Annotated in this window: 11 protein-coding genes, 11 tRNA genes and 3 rRNA genes; 1 reads left to right on the forward strand and 24 read right to left on the reverse strand. The window is 51.3% G+C overall.

What is annotated here, in order from left to right:
* Positions 1-2: 2 nt before the first annotated feature.
* From MKY63_RS06325 to MKY63_RS06390, 14 genes are all read right to left on the reverse strand, one after another.
* Positions 3-87 (reverse strand) — tRNA-Leu (locus tag MKY63_RS06325).
* 15 nt (positions 88-102) lie between these two features.
* Positions 103-178 (reverse strand) — tRNA-Lys (locus MKY63_RS06330).
* A gap of 7 nt (positions 179-185) precedes the next feature.
* Positions 186-260 (reverse strand) — tRNA-Gln (locus MKY63_RS06335).
* 16 nt (positions 261-276) lie between these two features.
* Positions 277-354, reverse strand: a tRNA-Asp gene (locus MKY63_RS06340).
* Between the two features lie 25 nt (positions 355-379).
* A tRNA-Met gene (locus tag MKY63_RS06345) sits at positions 380-456 on the reverse strand.
* A gap of 71 nt (positions 457-527) precedes the next feature.
* Positions 528-604: transfer RNA gene (locus MKY63_RS06350), tRNA-Met, on the reverse strand.
* Between the two features lie 15 nt (positions 605-619).
* Positions 620-695, reverse strand: a tRNA-Val gene (locus MKY63_RS06355).
* A gap of 6 nt (positions 696-701) precedes the next feature.
* Positions 702-773 (reverse strand) — tRNA-Glu (locus MKY63_RS06360).
* Between the two features lie 16 nt (positions 774-789).
* A tRNA-Ser gene (locus MKY63_RS06365) sits at positions 790-882 on the reverse strand.
* Between the two features lie 5 nt (positions 883-887).
* Positions 888-963 (reverse strand) — tRNA-Asn (locus MKY63_RS06370).
* A gap of 3 nt (positions 964-966) precedes the next feature.
* Positions 967-1,043, reverse strand: a tRNA-Ile gene (locus MKY63_RS06375).
* 57 nt (positions 1,044-1,100) lie between these two features.
* Positions 1,101-1,217: ribosomal RNA gene (gene rrf, locus MKY63_RS06380) — 5S ribosomal RNA — on the reverse strand.
* A gap of 74 nt (positions 1,218-1,291) precedes the next feature.
* Positions 1,292-4,217 (reverse strand): 23S ribosomal RNA (locus MKY63_RS06385).
* A gap of 261 nt (positions 4,218-4,478) precedes the next feature.
* Positions 4,479-6,036, reverse strand: a 16S ribosomal RNA gene (locus MKY63_RS06390).
* The 16S, 23S and 5S rRNA genes sit together here with 11 tRNA genes alongside, the layout of an rRNA operon.
* 473 nt (positions 6,037-6,509) lie before the next feature.
* On the opposite strand from MKY63_RS06390, the gene MKY63_RS06395 reads away from it, so the two are divergent.
* Complete coding sequence (locus MKY63_RS06395; RefSeq protein ID WP_339812068.1) at positions 6,510-6,797, forward strand: hypothetical protein; 288 nt, start codon at positions 6,510-6,512, stop codon at positions 6,795-6,797.
* Positions 6,798-6,841: 44 nt separating this feature from the next.
* Here the strand turns inward: MKY63_RS06395 and MKY63_RS06400 are convergent, their stop codons facing one another.
* The 10 genes from MKY63_RS06400 to MKY63_RS06445 all read right to left on the reverse strand — a co-directional run bounded on the left by MKY63_RS06400 (position 6,842) and on the right by MKY63_RS06445 (position 26,570).
* Positions 6,842-9,589: an alpha-mannosidase gene (locus tag MKY63_RS06400; RefSeq protein WP_339812071.1), complete on the reverse strand. Its 2,748-nt coding sequence runs from the start codon at positions 9,587-9,589 to the stop codon at positions 6,842-6,844.
* Positions 9,590-9,610: 21 nt separating this feature from the next.
* Positions 9,611-12,829, reverse strand: coding sequence for an alpha-amylase family protein (locus MKY63_RS06405; RefSeq protein WP_339812074.1), 3,219 nt, complete (start codon positions 12,827-12,829; stop codon positions 9,611-9,613).
* On the reverse strand, positions 12,769-14,088 hold the full coding sequence (locus MKY63_RS06410; protein WP_339812077.1) for a glycoside hydrolase family 125 protein: 1,320 nt from the start codon (positions 14,086-14,088) through the stop codon (positions 12,769-12,771). The genes MKY63_RS06405 and MKY63_RS06410 overlap by 61 nt, the downstream gene beginning before the upstream one ends.
* Before the next feature lie 36 nt (positions 14,089-14,124).
* Entirely contained in the window at positions 14,125-17,283 is a 3,159-nt protein-coding gene (locus tag MKY63_RS06415) for an alpha-mannosidase (RefSeq protein ID WP_339812080.1), read from the reverse strand.
* Between the two features lie 4 nt (positions 17,284-17,287).
* Complete coding sequence (locus MKY63_RS06420; RefSeq protein WP_339812083.1) at positions 17,288-19,582, reverse strand: glycoside hydrolase family 3 N-terminal domain-containing protein; 2,295 nt, start codon at positions 19,580-19,582, stop codon at positions 17,288-17,290.
* Positions 19,579-20,502: a carbohydrate ABC transporter permease gene (locus MKY63_RS06425; protein ID WP_036684927.1), complete on the reverse strand. Its 924-nt coding sequence runs from the start codon at positions 20,500-20,502 to the stop codon at positions 19,579-19,581. The genes MKY63_RS06420 and MKY63_RS06425 overlap by 4 nt, the downstream gene beginning before the upstream one ends.
* A gap of 24 nt (positions 20,503-20,526) precedes the next feature.
* Positions 20,527-21,456, reverse strand: a complete 930-nt coding sequence (locus tag MKY63_RS06430; protein WP_036684959.1) for an ABC transporter permease subunit — start codon at positions 21,454-21,456, stop codon at positions 20,527-20,529.
* 99 nt (positions 21,457-21,555) lie between these two features.
* On the reverse strand, positions 21,556-23,058 hold the full coding sequence (locus MKY63_RS06435) for an ABC transporter substrate-binding protein (protein ID WP_076130103.1): 1,503 nt from the start codon (positions 23,056-23,058) through the stop codon (positions 21,556-21,558).
* A gap of 175 nt (positions 23,059-23,233) precedes the next feature.
* Positions 23,234-24,754: a response regulator transcription factor gene (locus MKY63_RS06440; protein WP_036684924.1), complete on the reverse strand. Its 1,521-nt coding sequence runs from the start codon at positions 24,752-24,754 to the stop codon at positions 23,234-23,236.
* On the reverse strand, positions 24,747-26,570 hold the full coding sequence (locus MKY63_RS06445; protein ID WP_339812090.1) for a histidine kinase: 1,824 nt from the start codon (positions 26,568-26,570) through the stop codon (positions 24,747-24,749). The genes MKY63_RS06440 and MKY63_RS06445 overlap by 8 nt, the downstream gene beginning before the upstream one ends.
* Positions 26,571-26,706: the final 136 nt, after the last annotated feature.

Here is a 26,706-nt window from a genome sequence, read left to right on the forward strand (position 1 = left end):
CATGGTGCGCGTGAAGGGACTCGAACCCCCACGTCGTGAAACGCCAGATCCTAAGTCTGGTGCGTCTGCCAATTCCGCCACACGCGCACACTTTAAAGAAAATGGTGAGCCATGAAGGACTCGAACCTTCGACACCCTGATTAAAAGTCAGGTGCTCTACCAACTGAGCTAATGGCTCTCATAAATGGCTGGGGATATAGGATTTGAACCTATGCATGACGGAGTCAAAGTCCGTTGCCTTACCGCTTGGCTAATCCCCAATAATAATTAACTAAATGGCGGAACCGACGGGATTCGAACCCGCGATCTCCTGCGTGACAGGCAGGCATGTTAGGCCAACTACACCACGGTTCCATAGACATAATGCATAAGTGTAAATTGGTTGCGGGGGCAGGATTTGAACCTGCGGCCTTCGGGTTATGAGCCCGACGAGCTACCGGGCTGCTCCACCCCGCGTCATTAATAAGTATATACTATTCATTTTCACCATACCAGCTTATCCCTAAACATAATGTATAAGAGTAAATTGGTTGCGGGGGCAGGACTTGAACCTGCGACCTTCGGGTTATGAGCCCGACGAGCTACCGGGCTGCTCCACCCCGCGTCAGTGAAAATAATATGGTGGAGGCTGAGGGGATCGAACCCCCGACCCTCTGCTTGTAAGGCAGATGCTCTCCCAGCTGAGCTAAGCCTCCATGATATGACCCGTATGGGATTCGAACCCATGTTACCTCCGTGAAAGGGAGGTGTCTTAACCCCTTGACCAACGGGCCATGCTAATAATTTTTATGGCGGAGAGAGAGGGATTCGAACCCTCGAGACGCTTGTGGCGCCTACACGATTTCCAATCGTGCTCCTTCGGCCAAACTCGGACACCTCTCCATAAATGGCTCCCCGAACAGGACTCGAACCTGTGACAACTCGATTAACAGTCGAGTGCTCTACCAACTGAGCTATCAGGGAATATGGTGGGCCTTAGTGGACTCGAACCACCGACCTCACCCTTATCAGGGGTGCGCTCTAACCAGCTGAGCTAAAGGCCCTTCTAAGACATATTAATATTAAGGGCAAAAAAAATACCACGGGTAATGTGGTTGTCCGCTTGGCGGCGTCCTACTCTCCCAGGACCCTTCGGTCCAAGTACCATCGGCGCTGGAGGGCTTAACGGTCGTGTTCGGGATGGGTACGTGTGGAACCCCTCCGCTATCGCCACCAAACGGGCATTTACAGCGTAAATGCTCAGGCTTAATCGCCTGAAAACTGAATCCGAAACGAATCTGCATTCTAAGTATAGGATAAGCCCTCGACCGATTAGTATTGGTCAGCTCCATGCATTGCTGCACTTCCACCTCCAACCTATCTACCTCGTCGTCTTCAAGGGGTCTTACTAATTGGGAAATCTCATCTTGAGGGGGGCTTCACGCTTAGATGCTTTCAGCGCTTATCCCGTCCGTACGTAGCTACCCAGCCATGCTCCTGGCGGAACAACTGGTGCACCAGCGGTACGTCCATCCCGGTCCTCTCGTACTAAGGACAGCTCCTCTCAAATTTCCTGCGCCCACGACAGATAGGGACCGAACTGTCTCACGACGTTCTGAACCCAGCTCGCGTACCGCTTTAATGGGCGAACAGCCCAACCCTTGGGACCTACTTCAGCCCCAGGATGCGATGAGCCGACATCGAGGTGCCAAACCTCCCCGTCGATGTGGACTCTTGGGGGAGATAAGCCTGTTATCCCCAGGGTAGCTTTTATCCGTTGAGCGATGGCCCTTCCATGCGGTACCACCGGATCACTAAGTCCGACTTTCGTCCCTGCTCGACTTGTAGGTCTCGCAGTCAAGCTCCCTTATGCCTTTGCACTCTGCGAATGATTTCCAACCATTCTGAGGGAACCTTGGAACGCCTCCGTTACTCTTTAGGAGGCGACCGCCCCAGTCAAACTGCCCGCCTGACACGGTCCCCGTACCCGGTAAGGGTACTAGGTTAGAACCTAGATACGATCAGGGTGGTATCCCAACGGCGCCTCCACCGAAGCTTGCGCTCCGATTTCTACGGCTCCCACCTATCCTGTACAGATCGTACCCAAATTCAATATCAAGCTGCAGTAAAGCTCCATGGGGTCTTTCCGTCTTGTCGCGGGTAACCTGCATCTTCACAGGTATTAAAATTTCACCGGATCTCTCGTTGAGACAGCGCCCAAGTCGTTACGCCATTCGTGCGGGTCAGAATTTACCTGACAAGGAATTTCGCTACCTTAGGACCGTTATAGTTACGGCCGCCGTTTACTGGGGCTTCGGTTCATAGCTTCGGGTTACCCCTAACCACTCCCCTTAACCTTCCAGCACCGGGCAGGCGTCAGCCCGTATACTTCGCCTTGCGGCTTCGCACAGACCTGTGTTTTTGCTAAACAGTCGCTTGGGCCTTTTCACTGCGGCCCCCTCGTGCTATTCACACTACCGGGGCACCCCTTCTCCCGAAGTTACGGGGTCATTTTGCCGAGTTCCTTAACGAGAGTTCTTCCGCGCGCCTTAGAATTCTCTTCTCGCCTACCTGTGTCGGTTTGCGGTACGGGCACCTTCTCCTGGCTAGAGGCTTTTCTTGGCAGTGTGAGATCATGACCTTCGCTACTATAATTTTCGCTCCCCATCACAGCCCAGCCTTAATGATGTGCGGATTTGCCTACACATCAGCCTCACTGCTTAGACGGACATCCATCAGTCCGCGTCACTACCCTCCTGCGTCACCCCATCGCTCATAGCGGATTACGGTGGTACAGTAATTTCAAACTGTTGTCCTTCGACTACGCCTTTCGGCCTCGCCTTAGGTCCCGACTTACCCTGAGCGGACGAGCCTTCCTCAGGAAACCTTGGGCTTTCGGCGGATCAGATTCTCACTGATCTTTTCGTTACTCATACCGGCATTCTCACTTGTGTAGTGTCCAGCGCTCTTTTCAGTACACCTTCAACCCCTACACAACGCTCCCCTACCCCAGATACATAGTATCTAGCCATAGCTTCGGTGGTGTGTTTAGCCCCGTTACATTTTCGGCGCAGAGTCACTCGACCAGTGAGCTATTACGCACTCTTTCAATGGTGGCTGCTTCTAAGCCAACATCCTGGTTGTCTGTGCAACTCCACATCCTTTCCCACTTAACACACACTTGGGGACCTTAGCTGATGGTCTGGGCTGTTTCCCTTTTGACAATGGATCTTAGCACTCACTGTCTGACTCCCGGCAATAAGTATATGGCATTCGGAGTTTGACTGAGCTTGGTAATCCTTGCGGACCCCGCACCCAATCAGTGCTCTACCTCCACTACTCTTATACCGAGGCTAGCCCTAAAGCTATTTCGGGGAGAACCAGCTATCTCCGAGTTCGATTGGAATTTCTCCGCTACCCCCACCTCATCCCCGCACTTTTCAACGTACGTGGGTTCGGGCCTCCAGTGCGTGTTACCGCACCTTCACCCTGGACAGGGGTAGATCACACGGTTTCGGGTCTACGTCCACATACTCAATCGCCCTATTCAGACTCGCTTTCGCTGCGGCTCCACCTTCTCGGCTTAACCTTGCATGTTAAACGTAACTCGCCGGTTCATTCTACAAAAGGCACGCCATCACCCATAGATCGGGCTCTGACTTTTTGTAAGCACACGGTTTCAGGTTCTATTTCACTCCCCTTCCGGGGTGCTTTTCACCTTTCCCTCACGGTACTGTTTCACTATCGGTCGCCAGGTAGTATTTAGCCTTAGCAGATGGTCCTGCTGGATTCATACGGGGTTTCACGTGCCCCGCACTACTCGGGATCCGTCTCGGAGAGAACACAGTTTAGGTTACAGGGCTTTTACCTCTATCGCGGGCCTTTCCAGACCTCTTCACCTACCATATTCCTTTGTAACTCCATGTGAGACGTCCCACAACCCCTAAGAGCAAGCTCTTAGGTTTAGGCTGTTCCGCGTTCGCTCGCCGCTACTGACGGAATCACTATTGTTTTCTCTTCCTCAGGGTACTTAGATGTTTCAGTTCCCCTGGTCTGCCTCTACACACCCTATGTATTCAGGTATGAGTAACTGCGAATTACCACAGCTGGGTTTCCCCATTCGGACACCCCCGGATCAAAGCTTGCTTACAGCTCCCCGAGGCAGTTTCGTTGTTCGCCACGTCCTTCATCGGCTCCTGGCGCCTAGGCATCCTCCGTGTGCTCTTATTAGCTTAACCTTGATTTTTCCGCAGGAAAATATCATACAATGACATTCTCTTTGGAATCATCTCACTAATAACATTTACTTGTTTGCACAAGTTGCTAAAAGATGTTCTAAAACGCAAATTCGTTTCGGTATCCAGTTTTCAAGGATCAAGTCTTACTGAGAGCTTAAACTCTCAAAACTGAGCAACGAGTGAGTAACAGGCCTAAACCTGAGTTTTGGAAGCTTAGCTTCCGATTTGAATGTCCTCATTGCAGAGAACGATTCTCCATAGAAAGGAGGTGATCCAGCCGCACCTTCCGATACGGCTACCTTGTTACGACTTCACCCCAATCATCTACCCCACCTTCGGCGGCTGGCTCCCTTGCGGGTTACCCCACCGACTTCGGGTGTTGTAAACTCTCGTGGTGTGACGGGCGGTGTGTACAAGACCCGGGAACGTATTCACCGCGGCATGCTGATCCGCGATTACTAGCAATTCCGACTTCATGCAGGCGAGTTGCAGCCTGCAATCCGAACTGAGACCGGCTTTGATGGGATTGGCTCCACCTCGCGGCTTCGCTTCCCGTTGTACCGGCCATTGTAGTACGTGTGTAGCCCAGGTCATAAGGGGCATGATGATTTGACGTCATCCCCACCTTCCTCCGGTTTGTCACCGGCAGTCACTCTAGAGTGCCCAGCATTACCTGCTGGCAACTAAAGTTAAGGGTTGCGCTCGTTGCGGGACTTAACCCAACATCTCACGACACGAGCTGACGACAACCATGCACCACCTGTCTCCTCTGTCCCGAAGGCCGCTGCTATCTCTAGCAGATTCAGAGGGATGTCAAGACCTGGTAAGGTTCTTCGCGTTGCTTCGAATTAAACCACATACTCCACTGCTTGTGCGGGTCCCCGTCAATTCCTTTGAGTTTCAGTCTTGCGACCGTACTCCCCAGGCGGAGTGCTTACTGTGTTAACTTCGGCACCAAGGGTATCGAAACCCCTAACACCTAGCACTCATCGTTTACGGCGTGGACTACCAGGGTATCTAATCCTGTTTGCTCCCCACGCTTTCGCGCCTCAGCGTCAGTTACAGCCCAGAAAGTCGCCTTCGCCACTGGTGTTCCTCCACATATCTACGCATTTCACCGCTACACGTGGAATTCCACTTTCCTCTTCTGTACTCAAGCCACCCAGTTTCCAGTGCGACCTCAGGTTGAGCCCAAGGTTTAAACACCAGACTTAAATAGCCGCCTGCGCGCGCTTTACGCCCAATAATTCCGGACAACGCTTGCCCCCTACGTATTACCGCGGCTGCTGGCACGTAGTTAGCCGGGGCTTTCTTCTCAGGTACCGTCACTCCGGTAGCAGTTACTCTACCGGACGTTCTTCCCTGGCAACAGAGCTTTACGATCCGAAAACCTTCATCACTCACGCGGCGTTGCTCCGTCAGGCTTTCGCCCATTGCGGAAGATTCCCTACTGCTGCCTCCCGTAGGAGTCTGGGCCGTGTCTCAGTCCCAGTGTGGCCGTTCACCCTCTCAGGTCGGCTACGCATCGTCGCCTTGGTGGGCCGTTACCCCACCAACTAGCTAATGCGCCGCAGGCCCATCCCTCAGTGACAGATTGCTCCGTCTTTCATTCTTCTCTCAGGAGAAAAAAGAAATTATCCGGTATTAGCTACCGTTTCCGGTAGTTATCCCAGTCTGAAGGGCAGGTTGCCTACGTGTTACTCACCCGTCCGCCGCTAAGTTACTTTGAAAGCAAGCTTTCAAAGTAACTCCGCTCGACTTGCATGTATTAGGCACGCCGCCAGCGTTCGTCCTGAGCCAGGATCAAACTCTCCAATTAGTATTGAAAAGAGCGATATGCTCATTTTGAAACATCTGACGAGAAAATTAATTCTCTAATTTTGGATTTCACTTACGTGATTTCCTACTCACTCGTTGTTCAGTTTTCAAAGATCAAGTTCTCGTTGACGCCGTTTAATGTCTCAGCAGCAACTCTTATACTATATCATGTTCGGCTATTTAATGTCAAGCTCTTTTTTTAACTTCTTTTTCGAGCTCGGCATGTGTATTTCTTGGCCGGACTTAGAATATATCATGTATAGAGATTCATTGCAAGCTTTTTTTAAAAAAACTAAACACATACTTTTCCCCAATTGTATCGCAACCGCATTCCCCTTTTCCGCGTCTATCTATTCAACATCAAAGTCCCCTTCATACATAGGTATCAACTCCATTATTTTTTGGCAAAGAGGTGATTCATATAAAGACCTTGCATGATCTCTAGCTTCCCTCTAAAAGGAGGTTGGAGAATCAATGAGCAGAAGTGTGAAAAAGCAACCCGTGTGCAGCGACCAACAGAAACACGGTTCCTCATGGGCTAAAAAGCAAGCCAATAAAGCCGTCCGCCGCTCCCCTGACGACATCCCTAAAGGGAAATGGTATCAGAAACTGTATAACAGCTGGAACATTTGCGACTACAGCTTTTACCAAACTAAACAGCAGGCGATTCATGAATGGGAAACAAACAATTGGATCCAGATGAGATTCCCATCCCGCCAAGAGGTCATTCAAGATTGGCACAAGTCTTATAGAAGAAAGTAAATCAAAAGATGCCCCGGCAGGGAAGCGCCGGGGCATCTTTTTACCTATAAGCTTAATTTAACACCTACAGTTACAATCTCAGATGGTCCGACCTCTAAGTGGTCAACCGAAGACGTTGCTCCTTGTAAAGCAGGGTTAGGCTGCTCTAAGATATTGCTTTTAAATAAATACTCTTGAGGACTGTTCACTTTCAGTTGCAATTGTGTCTGCTGAGCGGACATATTGTACCAACGCAAAAACAAGTCGCCGGAAGTTCCGTTCATTTTCATGGATGAGAAGGCCATGTTGTCTCCCTCCCAAACCAATGGGGTATATCCAGAGTTCAACTTCCCGCTATGCAGGCCGGTCTGACATACCGTCCAAGGGGTCTGGAATTGATAGGCCTCTGTAAATGCCCGTTGTTCACTTCCCTCACCAGAATGAGGAATCAGCTCCAGTTGTGCTGTGTATTCGCCCAGGCACTGAGCTTCCGGAGTTGGGAACCAGCCCCAATCCCCCAATTCCCCTACGCTGCGTAGCAAGGTGACGGCAATAGTATTGCGTCCATCCCGCAGAACCTCATATTCGTTCAATCCCTGGTTGGCTACCGTAAGTCCTACATTGCCATTGCTGACATCGACAAAGGATTGCTGATGTTGAGTGTTGCTCGGATTTGCCCATTCTGGTGCCGGATTATTGTCCCGTGTAGCCACTTCAAACATAGAATCCACACTATGCACATCGGTAGACAGATCGGTCGGGAACAGCATTCGCACCCGGTGATCCTTGGCTTGGTTATTAATTGTGGATTCAATATGCACACCTTTGCCTTCCCGCTCCAGCGAAACGACGGTACGAAGCTTCAAAACCACCGTATTTACACTCCGCTGCGCTTTACGCTCAGGATAATACACAAGTGCACGCTGTTCCGCCTCCAAGGTGTCATCCGCCGAAGCCGGAATCTCCCAGTCTATTCGGATCTCAATGGCCGCACGGAAGGGAGAGTCTTCAATCACCTTAATGACTGCAGGCTGGCCTTTGGTCGTCAGCGCTTGTTCACCTTCTGGCTGCTTGTACATGTATTCATTACCTACGTCTCCGGTATTCTCGTAAATCCCCAACTCACGATAAGTGGTACCGCTATGCTTATCCAATAACGTAAATGAACCATCCTCAGCAACAACTACCTTGAGAGATTCATTCTCCAAGCTGCGCTCTCCTTCTATTAAAGAGCTTCCCTGAGCGGATTCCGTAGTTGATTGTACCCAAGCGTAAGTACAGAGCCCAAGTGCAGGCACATTGCGTGCTTCAAAAGTAAGTCTCACCTTGCGGCACATATACGGCTGGCGGAATTGGTCATCAGGCAGATCGTAACCAAAGCTTAAACCCAGGTCTTCCACTGTAGACGCTAATTCCTCCCCTGTGTGATCGACGAGAATCCGGCCGGACAAATCAACTGCCAGCATTCTGCGGGCGGTCTCATCCAACGGATAACCCTCGCGCAGATATAACCGTTCAGCATCCAGCTCTATAGTCACCGTTCCCGTACGCTTCCACCCTGTGGTATTCATCACTACAAAAGGAACTGCATCTTCCCCGTAGGCGGAAAAGCCCGAAGTCTCCACTTGATCTGCGATAAACTTAGCACTGTCATCTATGATGCTTTCGGCAACATGCCGGCTTTTATCAAAACGAGTTACCATCTCACGATGCACTTCATCCACACTACAACCACAGATACTGTCATGCGGGTGGTTCTGCATCAGCGTCTTCCAGGCATAGGTGAATAGATGATGCGGGTAGTCCTGTCCGGACAGGCGGGCGATGGAGGCCAGCGGCTCGGCTACTTTTTCCAAAAGAGTCTGGCCCAACTGGTTCATCTGCTTCAAATAAACCCGAGCTGAGGCTGTGTTCACTAAGGTGCCCCATCCGTCTGTACGCTGACTGCGCAGTTCCCCTGTAACGGTGGAGAGCTCCCGCTGACCCGAGGATAATTGCTGATCCAAGGCTTGCAGATAGTCCGGGAAATTCGAATGCACGAACTTCACTTCAGGGTATAGCTTTTCGGCGGTGCGGATAGCTTTCGGCAAATCCAATTGCAGAGGCTGGTGGTCGCACCCGTTCATAAACAATAACTCCCCCGTTGAAGCATACTTCTCTGCATCCGCAAGCTTACGGTCCCAGAATTCCCGAGCCGCACCATCCTCAACAGGAACTTCATTGCCGTTAGAATACCAGTTGGCAAATAGGATACCGAGAATTTTGGATCCATCCGGCCCTTCCCAGATCAGCTCGGAGAAAGAGGACTCATAACCCGCATCCGATACAGTGTTGTTAAATCCCGTAGGCTTCACCCCGCGTCCAAAAAAAGCATTCGTAATCCCTGACTGCAACATCAGCTGCGGAGTCTGTCCGACTAATCCAAAGGTATCGGGAAAATAGCCGATTTTAGAAGGCTCGCCGTATTTCTCGGCATCCTGATGGCCGATCTGCATATTCCGCACATTTGCCTCGCCGCTCGTCAGGAACGCATCCTGCAAAATGTACCAAGGTCCAATCAAGATTCGCCCATCCCGGATATACTTCTCCAGCTTCTCTTTGTTCTCTGGCCGAACCTGAAGATAATCCTCCAGAATAATGGTTTGCCCATCGAGGTAAAAACTGCGGAAGGCGGAATCTCCGTCCAGCTTGGCAAGCAGTGCATCCACCAGCTGAACCAGACGGACGTGGTGTTTCTCATAGGGCAAATACCATTCACGGTCCCAGTGAGTATGGGACACGATATGGGCTGTTTTGGTTGTTGTGTGGGTCATCTGTGTGTACACCTCAGTTCTTCAGCATTTATTAAGCGTAATGTTAACCTCTTCAGGTCTGTAGACAGCTACCAGCTTGCCCGCTGAATCAGCTGCAAACAACACCGAACGTTCTTTCTCCAGTAAAAATGAGTAATGAGCTCCAGTTGCAGGATCTTTTATTTCAAGTCCGGCATCCCAGGCGTATTCAGATACGAAGATATACAATGAACCTTCTGCAAAAGCAAGCTTTCGCCCGTACACACCTGGCAGGTCTCCACCGCTGATCCATTCCAGCTCGGTTTCGATACCTGCGGCTTGTGCAGCATATTGGTAGAGCGCGGTGATCGGCTCGTCGCGGTCATTCAGTTCTAAAGGTAGCGGGCTCCAGATCAGGCGACCTGTGCCAATCTGGCGTTCGATGAGGTGATCACCTACACCGCCTGAGCTAGACGAATCAACATCTGCATTTGCTGGCGTTTCTTTGACTAGCTCCGCGATTCGCTTCTGTCCATAGGACACCGCAAACTTGCGTCCGTTCAATAGAAGCTGCTCCTCACGGCGCATGTTGCCAAGTTTACGGGCTCCTACTATTGCGTCCATACGATCCGAAGGTTGCCAATACGCATCAACCCCCAATGCTCCAGTAATGAGTAGAACGGCACCTGTACGCTCCACTATGTCCAGCAATTGCTGAAGGGCGTCATTATCCAGATTGTGCACACTCGGCAGGAGAATCAACTTAGCCGGCTCTGCCTCCAGCGGAGCCAGATCGTATTCCGATACGGCGCGGAAAGGCAAATGAAGCTGATAAGATAAGATCCGTGTCAGGCGGGTAGTCGCATCATAGGCGAGCTTCCGGTTAGAGAAGTCATTAGAGTAAGGGAAAACCACGGCAATCTCTTCCAGCTTCCGCCCGTCAAATAATCCCCCGGCTTCGCCGATGAACCGCCCAAAATCATAAGACACATCCGCTTCCGGCTTCTCAGTCCCATCGGCCCGCAGCGCACCGATCTGTGATTCATTGGCATTATCCATATAAAAGTTCGTGTTCCAGATCCATTGCACAGCCCCGGCACCTCCAGAAGCAAACGCATAGGCATATTTGCGCTCCAGCATGGCCCGCAATTCTTCCTCACTGCGTTTAGCCCGTCCGTCTGGCGTCTCTACGTACATGATGCCGGTCTCCTGAATGAGGTTCGGTTTGTGATGGGTTTTGGCAAAAATCCCATCCCAGAGCAGATTGTCATTCAACCACCAGCTGTGAACAGTGGTGTAATCGACATCGCGCTCATAAAAGAACGGCGATGGCCGTTGGGCACCCAAAGCCTCATCCTGCCCTACGGTCACTAAATGATCTGGGCAGAGTTCCTTGATAGTGCCGCTTAGCTCCCTTGCCCATACGTTGTGCATGTCCATGGAGAACAGGCAGTAGTCGAGCCAACGTGTGCCGCGCTTCCCGGAATGAATATCCTGCACACTAAAGTTAATCTCTTCTTGCTCAGGAGGTTGTGCAGCCGCAAAATCCGGCAATTCCAGCGGCGTCATATTCCAGCGCTCTTGCAGCGAAGTTATATCACCATGGCGTTCTTCCAGCCAAGCAGAGAAAGCAGCGCGTTCATATTTATCTCGCGCCGAGCTCGGTCCGTCCGAGAAAATCCGCGGCGGATCGAACATTGACGGTTCATTGATCAAATCCCAATCGACATGGGTTGTCGTGCGATGCCGTGCGATGATGGAGCGGATGAACCGTTTTTGCGCTTCTACACTGCGCGGGTCGAGATAAGGATTCGTCCCTTCCCAAGTCTCCGGCGTAAAGGAGAAGAACGTAAAGGTAACCTGCAGCCCATGCCGCTTCGCAGTCAGTAGAAAAGCATCAATCGCCCGCAGTACTTCTTCCGAAGCATGACCGTCTACCTGCATAATATTGCGATAGGCTGTCCAGATGCCGGTACGAATCCAGTTGATGCCTGCCTTCCGCATCTGTGCCATATCCCGATCCCAGACATCAGCATTTGGCAGGAATAGAAACTTCCGCGCTACGTCAGAGGTCATATAAGTCATGCCGACAACAGGTAAAGGCTGAGCGTCTTTGATAAAATAATCTCTTCCCGCCTTAATCGGTTCCCCCTGCGATAACAGGCCCACGTCATATCCCCAAAAACCTTGACGCAACATCCGCACTTCGCCTTCTTCCGATACAGCATGGCAAGAAAGATGATACAGGCCAGGTTGAATTTCTACAGCAAGCGGTACACGTAGGAAGTTAAGCTCGCGACTGACCTCAAGCTTGCACTCGTGAGTGAAACATGGGATAGACTCCCCGTCTTTGCTCAGAGTGATGTTCAGGGTCCACTGCGCTGATGTCGGTGAAGATTGGCTACGGCTTAGCCGCTGGCCCTGCAAAAACAGCAACGGCCGCTCGCCTTCTTCATAAGAAGCATAGTTGGGCTTCAGCCACAGCTCTGTTACACCCCGAGCGGCAAAGGTTGCCCAGCGGGTTAATGCTTCCGTTCCGCCTTGATTCCAGAAATCAGGCGTAAGCGGCTGGCCGATGAAGATCCAGCGGCCACCGGCAAAAGGCCCGCCGGTATGCTCCCACAGCACAGCTGGAGCTGAAACTTCCCGCCCGGCGGCGGTAATGCCCTTAAGCAGCGGATAGATCCGCGTGTCCATGGGTCCACTGGAACCCATCTGCTCCGGCAGGTCACTGCTTTTAGTGACATGCGGCACCAGATTCCAGGTATCCGACAGGACCAGCAGCTGCTCATCGCCTACGAAGAGCGGAATATCTCTAAGCGCGACATGCTGCTGTATGCGATCTGCGCTGCTCACCTGCAGCGCTTCATGGATATGCAGCTGGCGGTGATAGGCAGTCTGCTCAGCTTCGATCCGCCACTCTTCAGCGACTAGGCGGACTGGATGCTTAAACGGAGCACCGCCAATGCTGATCAAGCTGCCGCCTCTGCTCAAATAAGCGACGATGGAAGGCCATGCCTCCTTCGGGAAGTATGGAGCATGGAAGCTAACGAAGCAGTCCCCGGCCTTGGCGCTGTCCAGCGTTTCGGCCAGCTGTGCTGCATGAACAGGAGGGGCAGTATGATGTATTCCTATAGACTGTGCCTGTTCCGCTGTCAGTCCGCCCGCTGCGGTATAACCGGGAAAAGACGGGTCCGCGAACAGGATGATACGGCCCCCGCTCACAGAATGCCTTCCTTCATCGCCCGATAGACAAGCTGCGAGAACAAGCTGTTCGACCATGCAAACCAGCTGCGGGTAAATACACTAGGATCATCCACATGGAAACCTTCATGCATATATCCGGTTCCGGCATCCGTACTTTCCAGCATCGCAATCAGTTCCAGCTTCTCTTCAGCAGTCTGAGCCGTAATGCCCTGCATGGACAACGCCATATGCCAGATATAGTTCTCCGGAGTGTGCGGGCTGCCGATCCCTTTGGCAGCTGTGCCTTCATAATAGAACGGATTTTCTTTGCTCAATGCGAAACGTCGGGTGTTCTGGTAGATGGGATCATCCGCCGAAGCGTAACCCAGATACGGAATGGAGATCAGTCCGGGCGTTCCCGCATCGTCCATCAGGCAGTAATTGCCGAAGCCGTCTGTCTCATAAGCATAAATCGGACCAAACTCCGGATGGCGATAAATGCCGTAGAGCTTGATGCCATGATCCACTTCAAATTCCAGCTCTTTAAGTTCAGCCAGGAAGTCTAGATCGCGGAAGACCCACTCCGCGAATTCCTGCATCTGGCGCAGCGCGACAACAGCGAACATATTGCCAGGAATGTTGTAGTGGAAATCACAGGCATCATCGCTGGACCGGAAGCCCGACCAGATCATTCCGGTATAGTTCACCGGCATGCCGAGACCGCTATTGCGCAGAGAATCTTCCGGAATGCCGTTATTGCGGCTGAAACGGTACGGAGACTGCTCGAAATGCCGCTGCTCTCTTTTGAACAAATCGAAGATCTGGCGCATGGCGGACTTGAACCCCGCGTCGAAGAAATCCGTCAGGCCCGTCTCTTTCCAGTAGGTATAAGCGAGGCGTACGACAAAACATAACGAATCAATCTCAAATTTACGCTCCCACACCCATGGCGACATCTCGGTCACATCCGTAGTGTTCCAGTGCCAGTCATTGGCCGACTCATTAAATGCATTGGCGTAAGGATCGATATGAATATACTGAATATGACGTTTGATAAGACCGCCGATAATGCGCTGGAGATCGGGATCGTTTTTGGCCAGAGGCACGTATTGAATTACCTGCTCCACTGAATCACGCAGCCAGGAGGCCGGAATATCGCCGGTAATCACAAAGGTGGTTCCGTCATCCAGCAGTTTAGTAGTCGTTTGCAGCGTATTCGGAAAACAGTTCTTGAACAGCTGCAACAGCTTCGGGCGATGTGCCAGCTTCTCCTCTGCTTCGACAAGCACTTCTTGTACAGCCTGCGGCAGCGGCAGCTGGGGCATTGCTATTTTGGGTAATCGGAATTGTTCCAAGTGAGTTATGCTCCTTTGCATCTGTGATGTGATTATTTAATTACTGATGTAGATTGTTTTGATCTCGTAAGGGGCAAAGTGAAGTTCCAATTCACCGCCAGCCGTGTGTTCGATCAGTTCCAGCTGCTCTTCCAGAGCATTGGACAGGTAGACGCTCTGAACTGGATGCTGCCATTTGAGCTGAACCCGCTCGCGGCCTCCCGAGGATTCGTAGAAACGGAGAACAGTCCCCTGCCCGTCCTCGGATGGCTTAATCGTATCCAGCACCACATGCTCACCGGAGAATCCGATAAATGAGCCTGTTGGCGGCAGCTGCCCCTGTGTTGATGAAGCGGCAAAAGTATACAGCTCATGATTTAGCTCTGCTGCACGACGAACAGTATGAGCCTCCCGCCAATCCCCACGGTGCGGATATAGCGAATAGGTGAAGTCGTGCTCGCCGAGATCCGCAGTAGCATCCGGCCATTTCGGCGCGCGCAGGAGCGACAAGCGAATGGTACTGCCTTGGATGTCATAGCCGTATTTGCAATCATTCAGCAGACTGACGCCATATCCACGTTCGGATACATCGGCAAAACGATGCCCGCAAACCTCATACTGCGCCTGCTCCCAGCTGGTGTTGCGGTGGGTCGGACGTTCCAGCGCACCAAATGGGATCTCGTAAGTCGCCTTATCCGCGACAACATCAATCGGAAACCCTACCTTAAGCAGCTTATGGGCTTCGTTCCAGCTTACATGCGTCTGGAAATCAATCCGGGAATTATGGTGATGTAGAATCATATCCTGAGTAATCTCGGATTGGCCCAGCTTCCAGCGGAAGCGCAAAATATCCTGCACCGCACCAGTGCGGATCACTGCCTTTTCTATAAGTTCAGCCTCCCCGGCGGGTTGGGCTTCATAACGGTTGTCAATGTCCCAGGCATCCCAAAGCGTCGGACGGTCGTGAAAAAAGTGGAAGCGGTTCGCCGGCTCACCGGATTTTACGATCTCCCGGTTTCCTTTTTTATCAAAAAGACTGGTGATTTCTCCCCGCTCGTTAAAGGTAATACGATAATAGTCCGACTCCCACTGGTCGCCGAAGGGAACAGCTCCTACAGCTGTTTGAGTATGTTCAGCAGCGGCAGATTCTGCATTACTTTCATCGGATGTGTTCTGAGACAGATCACGAATCCAGATCGTTTTGTAACCAAAGGCTGGAATCTCCGGAACGAGAACCGAGACACCAGAAACTGCTGCCTCCTCCGTCAGGACATCTGCTTCCAGCAGTAAGTTATCCTCTCCATACACCGCAAAGTTTCCGCTGGCGACTCCTTCTTCATTGAGGGCAAGTTCGACCACGGCATCCCGCATCCAACCCAAACTATTAAAAACAATGTAGGGTCTGCCCTCGCCTGACGTGTTAATGTTCCCGGCCAATGCCGCAAGCCCCGGCTGAAGCGCAACACGGCCAAGCTCAAACACCTCTGCGTATTCCTTCTCCGAGGTCTCGTAAGCTTCGGTAATCGCCGAGCCCGGAATAATATCATGGAACTGGTTCAACAAAATCAGCTTCCAGCCCTGATGCAGCTGCCCGGCAACTACGGCATGTTGCTCCGTGTCCAGCTGCGGCGAAGCTAATGTCTGCCACAGCTCCGCTTCACGGTACAACACTTCCGCCTTGCGGTTGTTCCGCTTGTTGCGGCCGTGCGTAGTGTAGGTGCCGCGGTGCAGCTCCAGATACAGATCGCCCCGCCACTGCGGCAGCTGCGGCTGACTGCGCGTAATACCTGCGAAGAAATCCGCGGCATTACTGTATTTACTCTCCGGCTGGCCGACCATTAGCTCGGCACGCTGGATATATTCCAGCATCTCGCGGGTGACCCCGCCGCCGCCGTCACCATGCCCATAGAGCAGCATCTGCTCATTATGTTTATCTTTTTCGCGGAAGGACTGATAGTGTTCATGAACATCTTTGGGCAGCGTATTCTCATTCACCCCATGATTCAGGTAAGACAACATCGGCGTGCCGTCAATGCCGACCCAATGGAACAAATCGTAAGGGAAGACATTTGTGTCATTCCAGCCCAGCTTGGTGGTCATAAAATATTTGATTCCACCATGCTGCAGAATCTGCGGCAGAGAAGCGCAGTAGCCGAAGGTATCCGGCAGCCACTCAATCTGCGAGGTCCGCCCGAACTCTTCGAGATAAAAGCGTTGACCATACAGCATTTGCCGCATTAGCGATTCTCCGCTCGGAATGTTCAGATCCGGTTCGATCCACATCCCACCGACCAGTTCCCAGCGTCCTTCACGGATGCGTGCCTTGACCTTCTCATAGAGTACCGGGTCATTGTCTTTCAAATATTCGAACAGCAGCGGCTGGCTCTGCGCATATTGATAGTCAGGATATTCGTCCATCAGGGCATTCACCGTCGAGAACGTCCGGCTCGTCTTGCGCACGGTCTCGCGCGCAGGCCACAGCCAGGCAATATCGATATGGGATTGGCCCACCATGTGGATTGTTCCTTCGGCATGACCGCCGATCTCCCCGACTCTGCCCCGCAGCTTCTGCTCGATTCGCGTAATCTCACCACCCTCGCGGATCTCCTGCGTGGTAAGGCCAACGAATTCATCCATTGCCACATACAAAGCTTCCAGCATCCGGTTACGGCGCTGGTCCTGCTCAGGCAGCAGAATTGCCGAATCGCGAATCACTACTGCCGTGTACATTAGACTCTGCACAGGTCTATTCACCAGCACCAGCTGGCTGTGGATCATCCGAATCGGCGGCTGGATCACCGCCTGTTGATTTAATGGATCCACCGGCTCGGGGACCGGATCGAAGAGTTCGATTTCCAGGTCCAACGGACGGCCAGATGGATCACCTGTCAGGGTCACAAAGGTATGATTGCGGTCGAGTCCTTGCCGCGATTCACCGTTCACCCGCAGCAGCCCTTCCCCACCTGAAGCAAAAATCAGCCCGGTATGGCCCGGCAGCCAGTTAGCCGGAATCTCCAAAGTACGGCGGAAGAAATAGGTCGTTCCTTGCACACTCGGGAACAGATCATAATTGCTGCCGTCCTTGTAAGGCTGCAGCTTGTCATACTGTCCCGGCAATTGATACACCGAGGACAGAATCTCCCAATCGCGCAATTCCTGCACCTCTAGCCATTGCTGCTCGGAGAGCTCGCGGATGAAGCGTATAATGCGTTCCATGTCTTTACCCCCTCACCGTCAAATCGGTGCTCAGTGTATCATTTACATGCTTACCCACCAGCACTTTAAACGCTCCTGGCTCTACAACTGGTCTTAAATCCGGTCCGATATATTGCAATTGCTCCGGTCCTACCGTGAACAACACGGTTTGCTTCTCACCCGGAGCTAATTTGATTTTGTCAAAGGCCTTTAATTCCTTGGCGGGACGCGTGACCTTACTGGCGACATCGGAAATGTACAGTTGCACCACCTCTGCGCCCTCACGGTCTCCTGTATTCTGAACGTCCACGGAAACTGTAGCCGTCTCCCCAGCCGCAATTATTTCCGGTTCCACCTTCAACCCGGAGTACGTAAATTCAGTGTAGCTAAGCCCGAAGCCGAACGGATATTGAGGCTGGGAATCGGCCTCCAGATATCTTTTGCCTCGGGAACGTTTGCCGTTGTAATAGACCGGGAGCTGGCCCACATGCTTCGGCACAGATACAGTCAGCTTCCCGGACGGGTTCACATCACCGAACAGGATATCCGCAACAGCGTGCCCGCCTTCTTGGCCTGGATACCAGGCTTCCAGAATGGCATGTGCATGCTCGTCAATCCAAGGCTCGCTCACCGGACGGCCGTTAATATAAACGACGATCACAGGTTTGCCGAGCTGATGAACCTGCTGGATCAGTTCCAGCTGCACTCCCGACAAGGTCAATGACACCCGGTCAATGCCTTCGCCGCAGTCCATATCATTCCAGGCATTCTCCGTCACTTTGGACGCGCCTGTCTTGAGATCAATACTGCCTTCCCCGAAATCACGTGCACTGGAGCCGCCGACGACCATAACAACGGTATCGGCCTGCTCTGCACAAGCGAGCGCGGCTTCAAAACCTTCGCGCGAATCGCCTTTGATCCGGCAGCCCGGTGCATAGAGCACCCGCTCCGGCTCTGCAGCCAGCTTGCTGCGGATGCCGCTGAGCACGGTCGCTACCTTAGCCGGAGGCTGCGGTGAGGTATAATCGCCGAGCTGGTTATACCCGGCATCGGCGTTAGGGCCAATGACGGCGATCGTGCCGGTGGTCTTGGACAATGGCAGCACGCCTGCTTCATTTTTCAGCAGGATGATGCTCTCGCCCGCCACTTGCCGGGCCAGCTCTTGATGAGCTTTGCTGCCGATGACGCGTTCAGCCGCATCGGGATCAGCGAATGGCCGCTCGAACAGGCCCAGCCTGAACTTGAGCGTCAACACACGGCGGACCGCCCGATCCAGCAGTGCCGGGTCCAGCTTGCCTTCACGAACGGCATCCACCAGGTATTTGCCGTACATTTCCCCGGACATCTCCATGTCGATGCCGGCTTCCAGTGACTGCACTGCTGCATCCATGCCATCTTCAGCCACATCATGCCCAGAGGCCAGCATCTCGATAGCTCCGCAGTCGGTAATGATTAAACCCTCAAACCCCCATGCTTCGCGGAGTATATCCTCTAGTAGTTCTGTATTTGTCGTGCAAGGCACACCGTCTATTTCGTTATAAGCAGGCATAATGGAGACTGCACCCGCTTCGACCGCTTTTTTGAAGGGCAGCAGATCCACTTCCAGCAGTTCACGCCAGCCCATGTGGACAGGTCCCGCATTCCGGCCGCCCTCTGAGCTGCCGTATCCCACAAAATGCTTCAGCGTAGCCCCCACGCTGCCGCCGCTCTGCAAGGATTCCCCCTGCAGACCTTCAACGGCCGCAACCGCCATCTCGCTGATCAGGTAAGCGTCCTCGCCGAAGCACTCCTCGGTGCGGCCCCAGCGGGGATCGCGCACCACATCCAGCACCGGCGAGTACGTAACCGCGCCGCCCTGACTGCGTGTCTCCAGCGCTACGGCGCGGCAGACCTCACGATACAGCTCCACATTCCAGGAGCTGCCGAGCGACAGGGGCACCGGGAATACGGTGGCCCCGATCGCCATGTGGCCATGCGAGCATTCCTCGCCGATCAATACCGGAATGCCCAGCCGCGAATGCTCCAGCACATAACGCTGGAGCGTATTCACCGCTTCCGCACCTTCACGCGGAGACAGGCCAGTGGCCAGCGTCACACCGGTCCACGGGTCAGCGCGCAACATCCCGTAAAGTGAGCCCACGCCGCCCCCCGCAACCTTCTCCTTGAAGCTTTCTGTCAAGGTCATCTTACCGTCTCTATGTTCATAGGCCTGCCAGCCAAAAGGCTGAATCAGCTGACCGGCCTTCTCTTCCAAAGTCATCAGTCCGAGCAGATGCTCCGCCCGTTCTTCAGCAGGTAAATTCGGGTTTGTATAACTCATTCTTTAACAGCCCCTACAGTAAGACCTTGAATGAAATAACGCTGGAAGAACGGATAAGCAAAAATAATCGGCCCTGTCGCCAGCACCACCATCGCCATCCGCGATGTATCCTGCGGCATGGAGCGAAGAGCTTCCAGACTGAGCGAACTGTTCTGGGAGTTCTGCAAAATAAACTGCATACTGGTCTCGATCCGCATCAGCATCGATTGCAGCGGGACTAAATTCGGGTTGTCGATGTACAGCAGCGCATTGAACCAGTCATTCCAATAGCCGAGGGTGCTGAACAAGGCAATCGTAGCCAGACCGGGCAGTGATAAAGGCAGCACCAATTTCAGGAAGATACGGAACTCGCCCGCCCCGTCGATTTTGCCGGATTCGATTATGGCATCAGGCACACTCGTGCTGTAGAAGGTGCGCAGAATCATAATGTAAAAAGCATTCACCGCCAGCGGCAAAATCAGCGCCCAGATCGTATCCTTCAGGCTTAGAAACTGCGTAACGATAATATAAGTCGGCACAAGTCCACCGTTGAACAACATGGTAAAAAACGCGAAGAACGAGAAAAAATTGCGGTAACGGAAGCTTTTCCGGGAAATGGCATACGCATAAAAAGCGATAAACAAAAGGCTGATGATCGTCCCGATCACCGTTACAAAAATCGTCACACCATAGGAACGCAGCAGCATATCTCCGGATTCAAACACATAACGGTATGCGCCGAGACTCCATTTTGCCGGAATCAGCTTATAGCCATCCCGCGCCAGCGCCACCTCATCGGTGAAGGAGATGATCACGACGAACAGAAACGGAAACACGCACAGAAACGCAAAGATGCCGGCTATCAGATTAAAAGTGATATTCCAGGGCGTTGAGAGATGGTGGAAATCACGTTCTTTTTTAGTCTTAGTAATGGAAGACATATGGCCCACTCCTTTCATGAGGTTCTAGAACAAAGCGCTATCCTTGTTGTATTTGCGGACAATATAGTTGGAGGTCATGACTAGCGTAAAGCCGACAACCGATTGATACAGACCTGCGGCAGTGCTCATACCAATCTCACCCGTTGTTTTGAGGCCTTGATAGACATAGGTATCAATAACATTCGTGACACTGTAGAGCGTACCGGAATTACGAGGCACCTGGTAAAAGAGACCGAAGTCGGCGTAGAAGATTTTACCGATGGCCAGCAGGGTCATGATCGTAATAATTGGACTCAGCAACGGCAGTGTAATATTGCGAATCTGTTGGAACTTACTAGCTCCGTCGATCATCGCCGCTTCATACAGCGACTTGTCGATCCCCATAATAGCTGCAAGATAAACTACGCTGTTATAACCAACCGCTTTCCACAGATAGACTAAGATCAGTATGAACGGCCAGTAGGCTTTTTCCGAATACCACTGAATTGACTCTGCGCCAAAAAAGCCCATGATCTGGTTCAGCATCCCGCGTTCGGAGCTCAGGAAACTAAATGCAAAATAGCCGACAACGACCCATGACAGGAAGTAGGGCAGGAACATGCCGGTCTGATACACTTTGGCCAGCTTCTTGTTCACAATCTCGGACAGCACAATCGCCATCAGAACCGACAAGATCAAGCCAAGCAGGATAAACGCTCCATTGTAGAGTAAGGTGTTGCGGGTAATGATGTACGCGTCATTGGTGGTAAACAAAAACTTGAAGTTGTCTAGCCCCACCCATTTGCTGTTGATAATACTCGCCCAGAAGCCGTCGCGGCTAAAGCGGTATTCCTTGAAAGCAATAATCGTCCCTATCATCGGCAGGTAAGAGAAAAAGAGAAACCAAAGCGCACCTGGTAAAACCATGAGCAGCATAATCTTGTTATTCATAATATTTTTTATAAATCCGCTGATTGTCTTCACACTTAGATCCCTCCTGTATGTCCTTATATTTCAAAAAAAGACCGGGTCAGAGGCCACGCCCCTGCCCCGATCTTCTCTTACGTTGATGTTTTACTTGTTGTTGGACGCTTTCCAGGCATCAATTTGCGATTGCGCTTCAGCGATAATTTTGTCCAAACCAGCTGCCTTGAATTTCTCAATAGCTTTCGGTAGATACTCGTCAGGATCAACGGTTCCAGTCATCAGTGGTGACCAGTATTCTTCTTTTACGTTCTGAACCGCAGCGATTTCAGTAGTCACCTTGGAAGTGTCGAAGTTAAAACCAAGCAGCGGTGCATTTACACCGGATTCATTAAACTTTTTGAACTCTTCCCATTTGTTCTCAGGGTCACCCTCGTTCAAATAGTTGATCATGATATTGCCCAGCGAGAAGGTTGGCATGTCATAGTTCTTGGATTCATCCAGGTTCTTCATGGAATTCTCACCAGTCTTCTCGTAGTGCACGCCTTCGATTCCGGAGTCAATCATATTGCGCAGCACCGGATCGGTGTTGAGCAGGTTCAGGAACTCCATCGCTTTCTCCGGATATGCGGAGTTAGCCGAGATAGCTTGCATCGAACCCATAACGGACCAGTTGTAGATGTAAGGTTTGCCAGCTGGCGTGGAAACTACAGGATAGCCGTAGCTTGCCGACCACAGATTGTCCGCCATCGGCTGGGTAGCTGCACGATCCATGAACCAGTTGGAAGATTTGTAGAGATCATCCACCGAAGTTGTAGTTGCTACTTCCGGCGAGATATAACCTGCCTTGTAATATTTGCGAACGGTTTCAAGAGTGCTTTTGAGTTCTGGTGTTTCCAGAATGTTCACGATCTTGTAATCCTTCGTGTCCATATAAACAGCCATTGGCATCTTTTCAATGATGTAGTCGAACGGCAGCACTGGCATGAAATCCTTCACCATAGCGTAAGGCGTGATGCCCGGTTCATTCTCTTTGATCGTCTTCAGCAGTGGTTCAATGCTTTCCATTGTGTTCACCCCGGAAATGTCGAGGTTATATTTGTCGAGCAGCTCTTTATTAAAGCGCCAAACTTCTTGCGCCGGAAGTTCTTTGTTGGCAGGTACGGCATAATTATGTCCATCTACCTTGGAGCCTTCCAGGAACGCTGGATCAATCGTGTCTACGATGCCTTTTCCATATTCATTAAGCAGGCTGTCCAATTCCATAAAAGCGCCTTTGCGGGCATTTTGCACATAATCGAACGCCCAGGAGCACGTAAAGAGAATGTCCATGGGTTCACCAGCGGCTACTTTGACCTGCATTTTTTGTGTATAATCACCAAAATCAATCATATTCATCTTCAGGGTGACATTTATCTTCTCTTTAGTGTACTTATTGACTTCTTCCACGACACGGTCCAGATCCTTCTGCGGTCCGCCGATCGTGTACCAGATCAGTTCGACTGGTTTCTCGGATGATGCACCGTCGCCGCCCGCTCCTGAACTGTTAGTTGCTGCATTGTTTGAATCGCCGCCACATGCGCTGAGCGCAAGCGAGAATGCCATAAGTGATGTCAGTAACAGGGAAAACCTTTTTCTTTTGTTGTTGCCCATTCCTGTATAACCTCCCCTTTGTTTACCTCAAGATCGCTGGCCTAATCCGGAATTAAACCAGCAGCTTTCTCCTTCAAGGACTATCTTTACTGTAATTTATGAAAGCATTTTCAAACAGAAGATAAACTAAATAAATCATGTAGAAAATAAAGAAAAAGCTTGCAGCGGGGGTCCGCTAGACAAGCCCTTTGTACTCCGTAGGAGATATCCCGACATGCTTCTTAAATTGTTTGTAAAAATAGCCGGTCTCCCAATAGCCTACTTTGAGAGCGATTTCATGAACTTTAAGTGAGGTATTCCGCAGCAGCTCCTTCGCCTTCTCAATCCGGTATTTATTGATATATTCGGTGAATGACTCATTCACCTCTTTATGGAACAGCTGTCCCAAATACACCGGGTGAATATGGTATTGAGCACCAAGGGTCTTCAGTGACACATCTTCATTGTAGGACTCATGGATATAATTCAGCACCTGCTGCACGACTGGACTCTTTACGTCCCGAACTAAGGCGTCTACCGTAATGGTAGCGGCTTCCTGAATAATCTGAGTCAGTTCATTTATGGAAACTGTGGAGCGAATGAGGCCAAAACCGTCTGCGAAAAGCTCCGGTTCTTCCACATGACGGATCTCCTGCAGCTGCATCTTGAAGCGGATCAACCATTCCATGGCAATGCCTTGCAGCAGCACAGGTGTAATTCCCTCCATCTGCCGCAGCTGCTCAAAATGATCCTGGATCCGCACCAGCAGCGCTTCCTTATCCTTCGCCATAATCAGCTTGAGATCATCTTCCCAATTCAGCGGCATACCTTGGACAGCAACCTCATGCCTGTCCTGAACTTCCTCATAATGCAGCAGATTCCGCTCTGGAAACAGCATGAAATATTCCTGAGTCATCTTTGCATGGGCATAACTCTGAGCCGCCGCCTCCTCCATCTCCTCCACCGTTCCTACGGACAGACGCATTGGCGGACCGCCAGTTAGGGATAACAGCAGCTGCGCATGAAGCCTCTCCACCGCTTCTTTACCCTGCTGATACTCACTAAGCAGATGCAGCAGCACGGTATCCCCATCCATATCCCGGAATGCAATCAAAGACGGGTTACCGCCTACAACCTCTTCCACCGCCTGGAATAGCTCGGCAGCGTCCTGTTCAGGGCGAAGCAGGGCCACCTGCACCAGCGGCTTATCTAGTCTAAGTCCCAGAAAATCAGTCCGTTCGCTGAATTCCTTCGGCCCAATCTGGCAACGCAGCCAGCGGTACATCACATTATCGCGAAGAATGGAAATACTATGCGCATTGAATTGACTCTCTTGACGGGAGACACCCAGCTTCTCGGCGGCAGTCACCAATGTTGCCCGGAACTCTTGCAAATTAATAGGCTTGAGCAGATAATTTTCAATGCCGAGCGCCATTCCTTCCTTAAGATAACCGAACTCATCATAGCCGCTGAGGATAACAACTTTGATCTCCGGCTGAATCTCCCGTACGGCCCGGATCAGATCCAGCCCGTTCATCAGCGGCATGGAAATATCCGTAATCAGAATATCTGCTGGGACAAACCGCAACGACTCCAGTGCTTCCTGGCCGTTCTCGGCGTGGCCGACAATCTCCATCCCCAGTGCTGCCCAATCCACAATGTCATATAATCCTTCGATAATAAAAGGCTCGTCGTCCACAATGAATATTTTATACATGGTTTGGATCATCCTCTCCCAGATCGGGAAAATACACAGTCACGGTTGTGCCGGTACCCGCTTCGCTTTGTAATTCAATGCCATACTCACTGCCATAAAGCAGCTTCAAACGTTCATGAATACTGCGCAGGCCGAATGATTCCGATTGTTCATCTGGCTGCAAAAGACCTTCTTTGAGCTGGACCAATCTGTCCGGGACAATCCCCCGCCCATTGTCTGTAACTACCGCACGCAAATATTGGCCATCCTTGGCCACAGCCACACTGATGTGATTATCATTCTTGTCCACGCGCATCCCATGCAGAATGTAGTTTTCAATGATGGGCTGCAGCGACATTTTGAGTACAACTCTTCCGGTAAGCTCTTTCCCGCATTCCATTGTATAAGAGAATTTATCCTTATAACGGATGCGGAACAGCTCCAGATATAAACGGCAGGCCTCTAGTTCATCCTTCATCGTATGCTTGGGTTTCTGGTGAACATAGCTTTTGAACAACACCGACAAGCTGTAGATCATCTCCCCGACGTCTGATGCCCCTTGAGAGATTGCCCTCATCCGGATCACCTCCAAGGTATTGTAGAGAAAATGTGGGTTTACCCTGGCTTCAAGCGCGGCGATTTCGGTATGTTTTTGCTTGATTTCAGCCTTGAACACACGGTCTATATGAAGATTCAGCTCATCCAGCATGTCGTTGAAGCTCTTGGAGATCTGCCCCAGCTCGTCTTCTCTGACATCGGTAATCCGGGCATCCAGGTCACCGTTTTTCACTTTGCGGGTGAACTTGATAATTTTATGAGTCCGTCTGGCAAAATTATTGATAAATAAAGTGGGCGTAATAATCGCAAACAACAGGCAGATCAAGCAGATAATGAAGATCATGTTCCGCAATCCCCTATAGGTGGCGGCTAATTCCTGCTTAGGTACAGCACTCAACACAGTAAATCCGCCTTGGGTATGAGTCTGCTTAGTAATGATCATTCCGCCAACTTCTTCACCATCTGTATAAGCAGAATTCATCTGCTCGGGATAAGGATAGCGCTTTCCATAATAGGTGCCCGAGGTATCAAATAACACATCCCCATCCGCTGCCAGCACCAGAATCTTTCCCTTGAAGTCATCCTTATAATTGCCCATACTCCCCCAGACCTCGCTGGCATCAAAATAGACTAGAAGCTGACCAATGTTGCGCAGTGATATCTTGTTATTGATCGGGGTACGAACCGTAAACATCGGCCCCTCCGGAGATGAGATCGCCTGACTGACCCAAGTGTTTGGAGCGGTGACACTGCCTTCCTCCTCCAGATACAACGCATCCGGTACAAAAGAGTGGGCTGCATTAGTGGAAATAATCTGAAATTTGCCTTGGTCGTTATAGACATACAGCTGCTGCTCAGCTGCACTGTAGAGCATTAAACTGCGGATATCAGGATCATCTTCAACTTGATTGCGAAAAAACTGCACGGTATCCGTCGTAGCATTACTTTCGTTGAAATAGCGGTCCAGCCGGTACCTCACGTAATCTTCATACGGATGCTCCAGCAAATACGACGTATTAGCAGTCAGCTCCGTGTCCCGGTACACGTCACGCATCATAGACTGTACAGAGTCATATTTCTGCTCAATATAGCTGTTGATGCTCTCCACGGTACGTTTCTGAATCTCCATCTGCCGCTGCACTACAGCCTGAGACATGAGCAAGAACATCAGGTAGGAGAAGGTGATAATGGTGACCACGGCAATGACTGAGAAGAGCAGGATGATTTTCATAAACAGATTATTCTTCAGATACTTTCTGTACAATTTCCCCGGAAACATCAGCAACCTCCTACAGCAGGGGGAAGACTAAGCTTCGCTGCTTGTCATTATGAATAAAGTATAGCATGAGGTGCTTCCTGCCTGTGGCTGGTAAAAGCTTGCAATCCTCCGCCAAGCAAAGACAGTCTGCCCATGG

This window comes from Paenibacillus sp. FSL R7-0189, assembly GCF_037969925.1.
Taxonomy (GTDB): domain Bacteria; phylum Bacillota; class Bacilli; order Paenibacillales; family Paenibacillaceae; genus Paenibacillus_AQ; species Paenibacillus_AQ odorifer.

Bases quoted from the DNA above. Each gene is read 5' to 3' on its own strand.
- MKY63_RS06395 (WP_339812068.1), top strand. From the start codon at position 6,510: ATGAGCAGAAGTGTGAAAAAGCAACCCGTGTGCAGCGACCAACAGAAA.
- MKY63_RS06400 (WP_339812071.1), bottom strand. From the start codon at position 9,589: ATGACCCACACAACAACCAAAACAGCCCATATCGTGTCCCATACTCAC.
- MKY63_RS06405 (WP_339812074.1), bottom strand. From the start codon at position 12,829: ATGGTCGAACAGCTTGTTCTCGCAGCTTGTCTATCGGGCGATGAAGGA.
- MKY63_RS06415 (WP_339812080.1), bottom strand. From the start codon at position 17,283: ATGGAACGCATTATACGCTTCATCCGCGAGCTCTCCGAGCAGCAATGG.
- MKY63_RS06420 (WP_339812083.1), bottom strand. From the start codon at position 19,582: ATGAGTTATACAAACCCGAATTTACCTGCTGAAGAACGGGCGGAGCAT.
- MKY63_RS06425 (WP_036684927.1), bottom strand. From the start codon at position 20,502: ATGTCTTCCATTACTAAGACTAAAAAAGAACGTGATTTCCACCATCTC.
- MKY63_RS06435 (WP_076130103.1), bottom strand. From the start codon at position 23,058: ATGGGCAACAACAAAAGAAAAAGGTTTTCCCTGTTACTGACATCACTT.
- MKY63_RS06440 (WP_036684924.1), bottom strand. From the start codon at position 24,754: ATGTATAAAATATTCATTGTGGACGACGAGCCTTTTATTATCGAAGGA.
- MKY63_RS06445 (WP_339812090.1), bottom strand. From the start codon at position 26,570: ATGTTTCCGGGGAAATTGTACAGAAAGTATCTGAAGAATAATCTGTTT.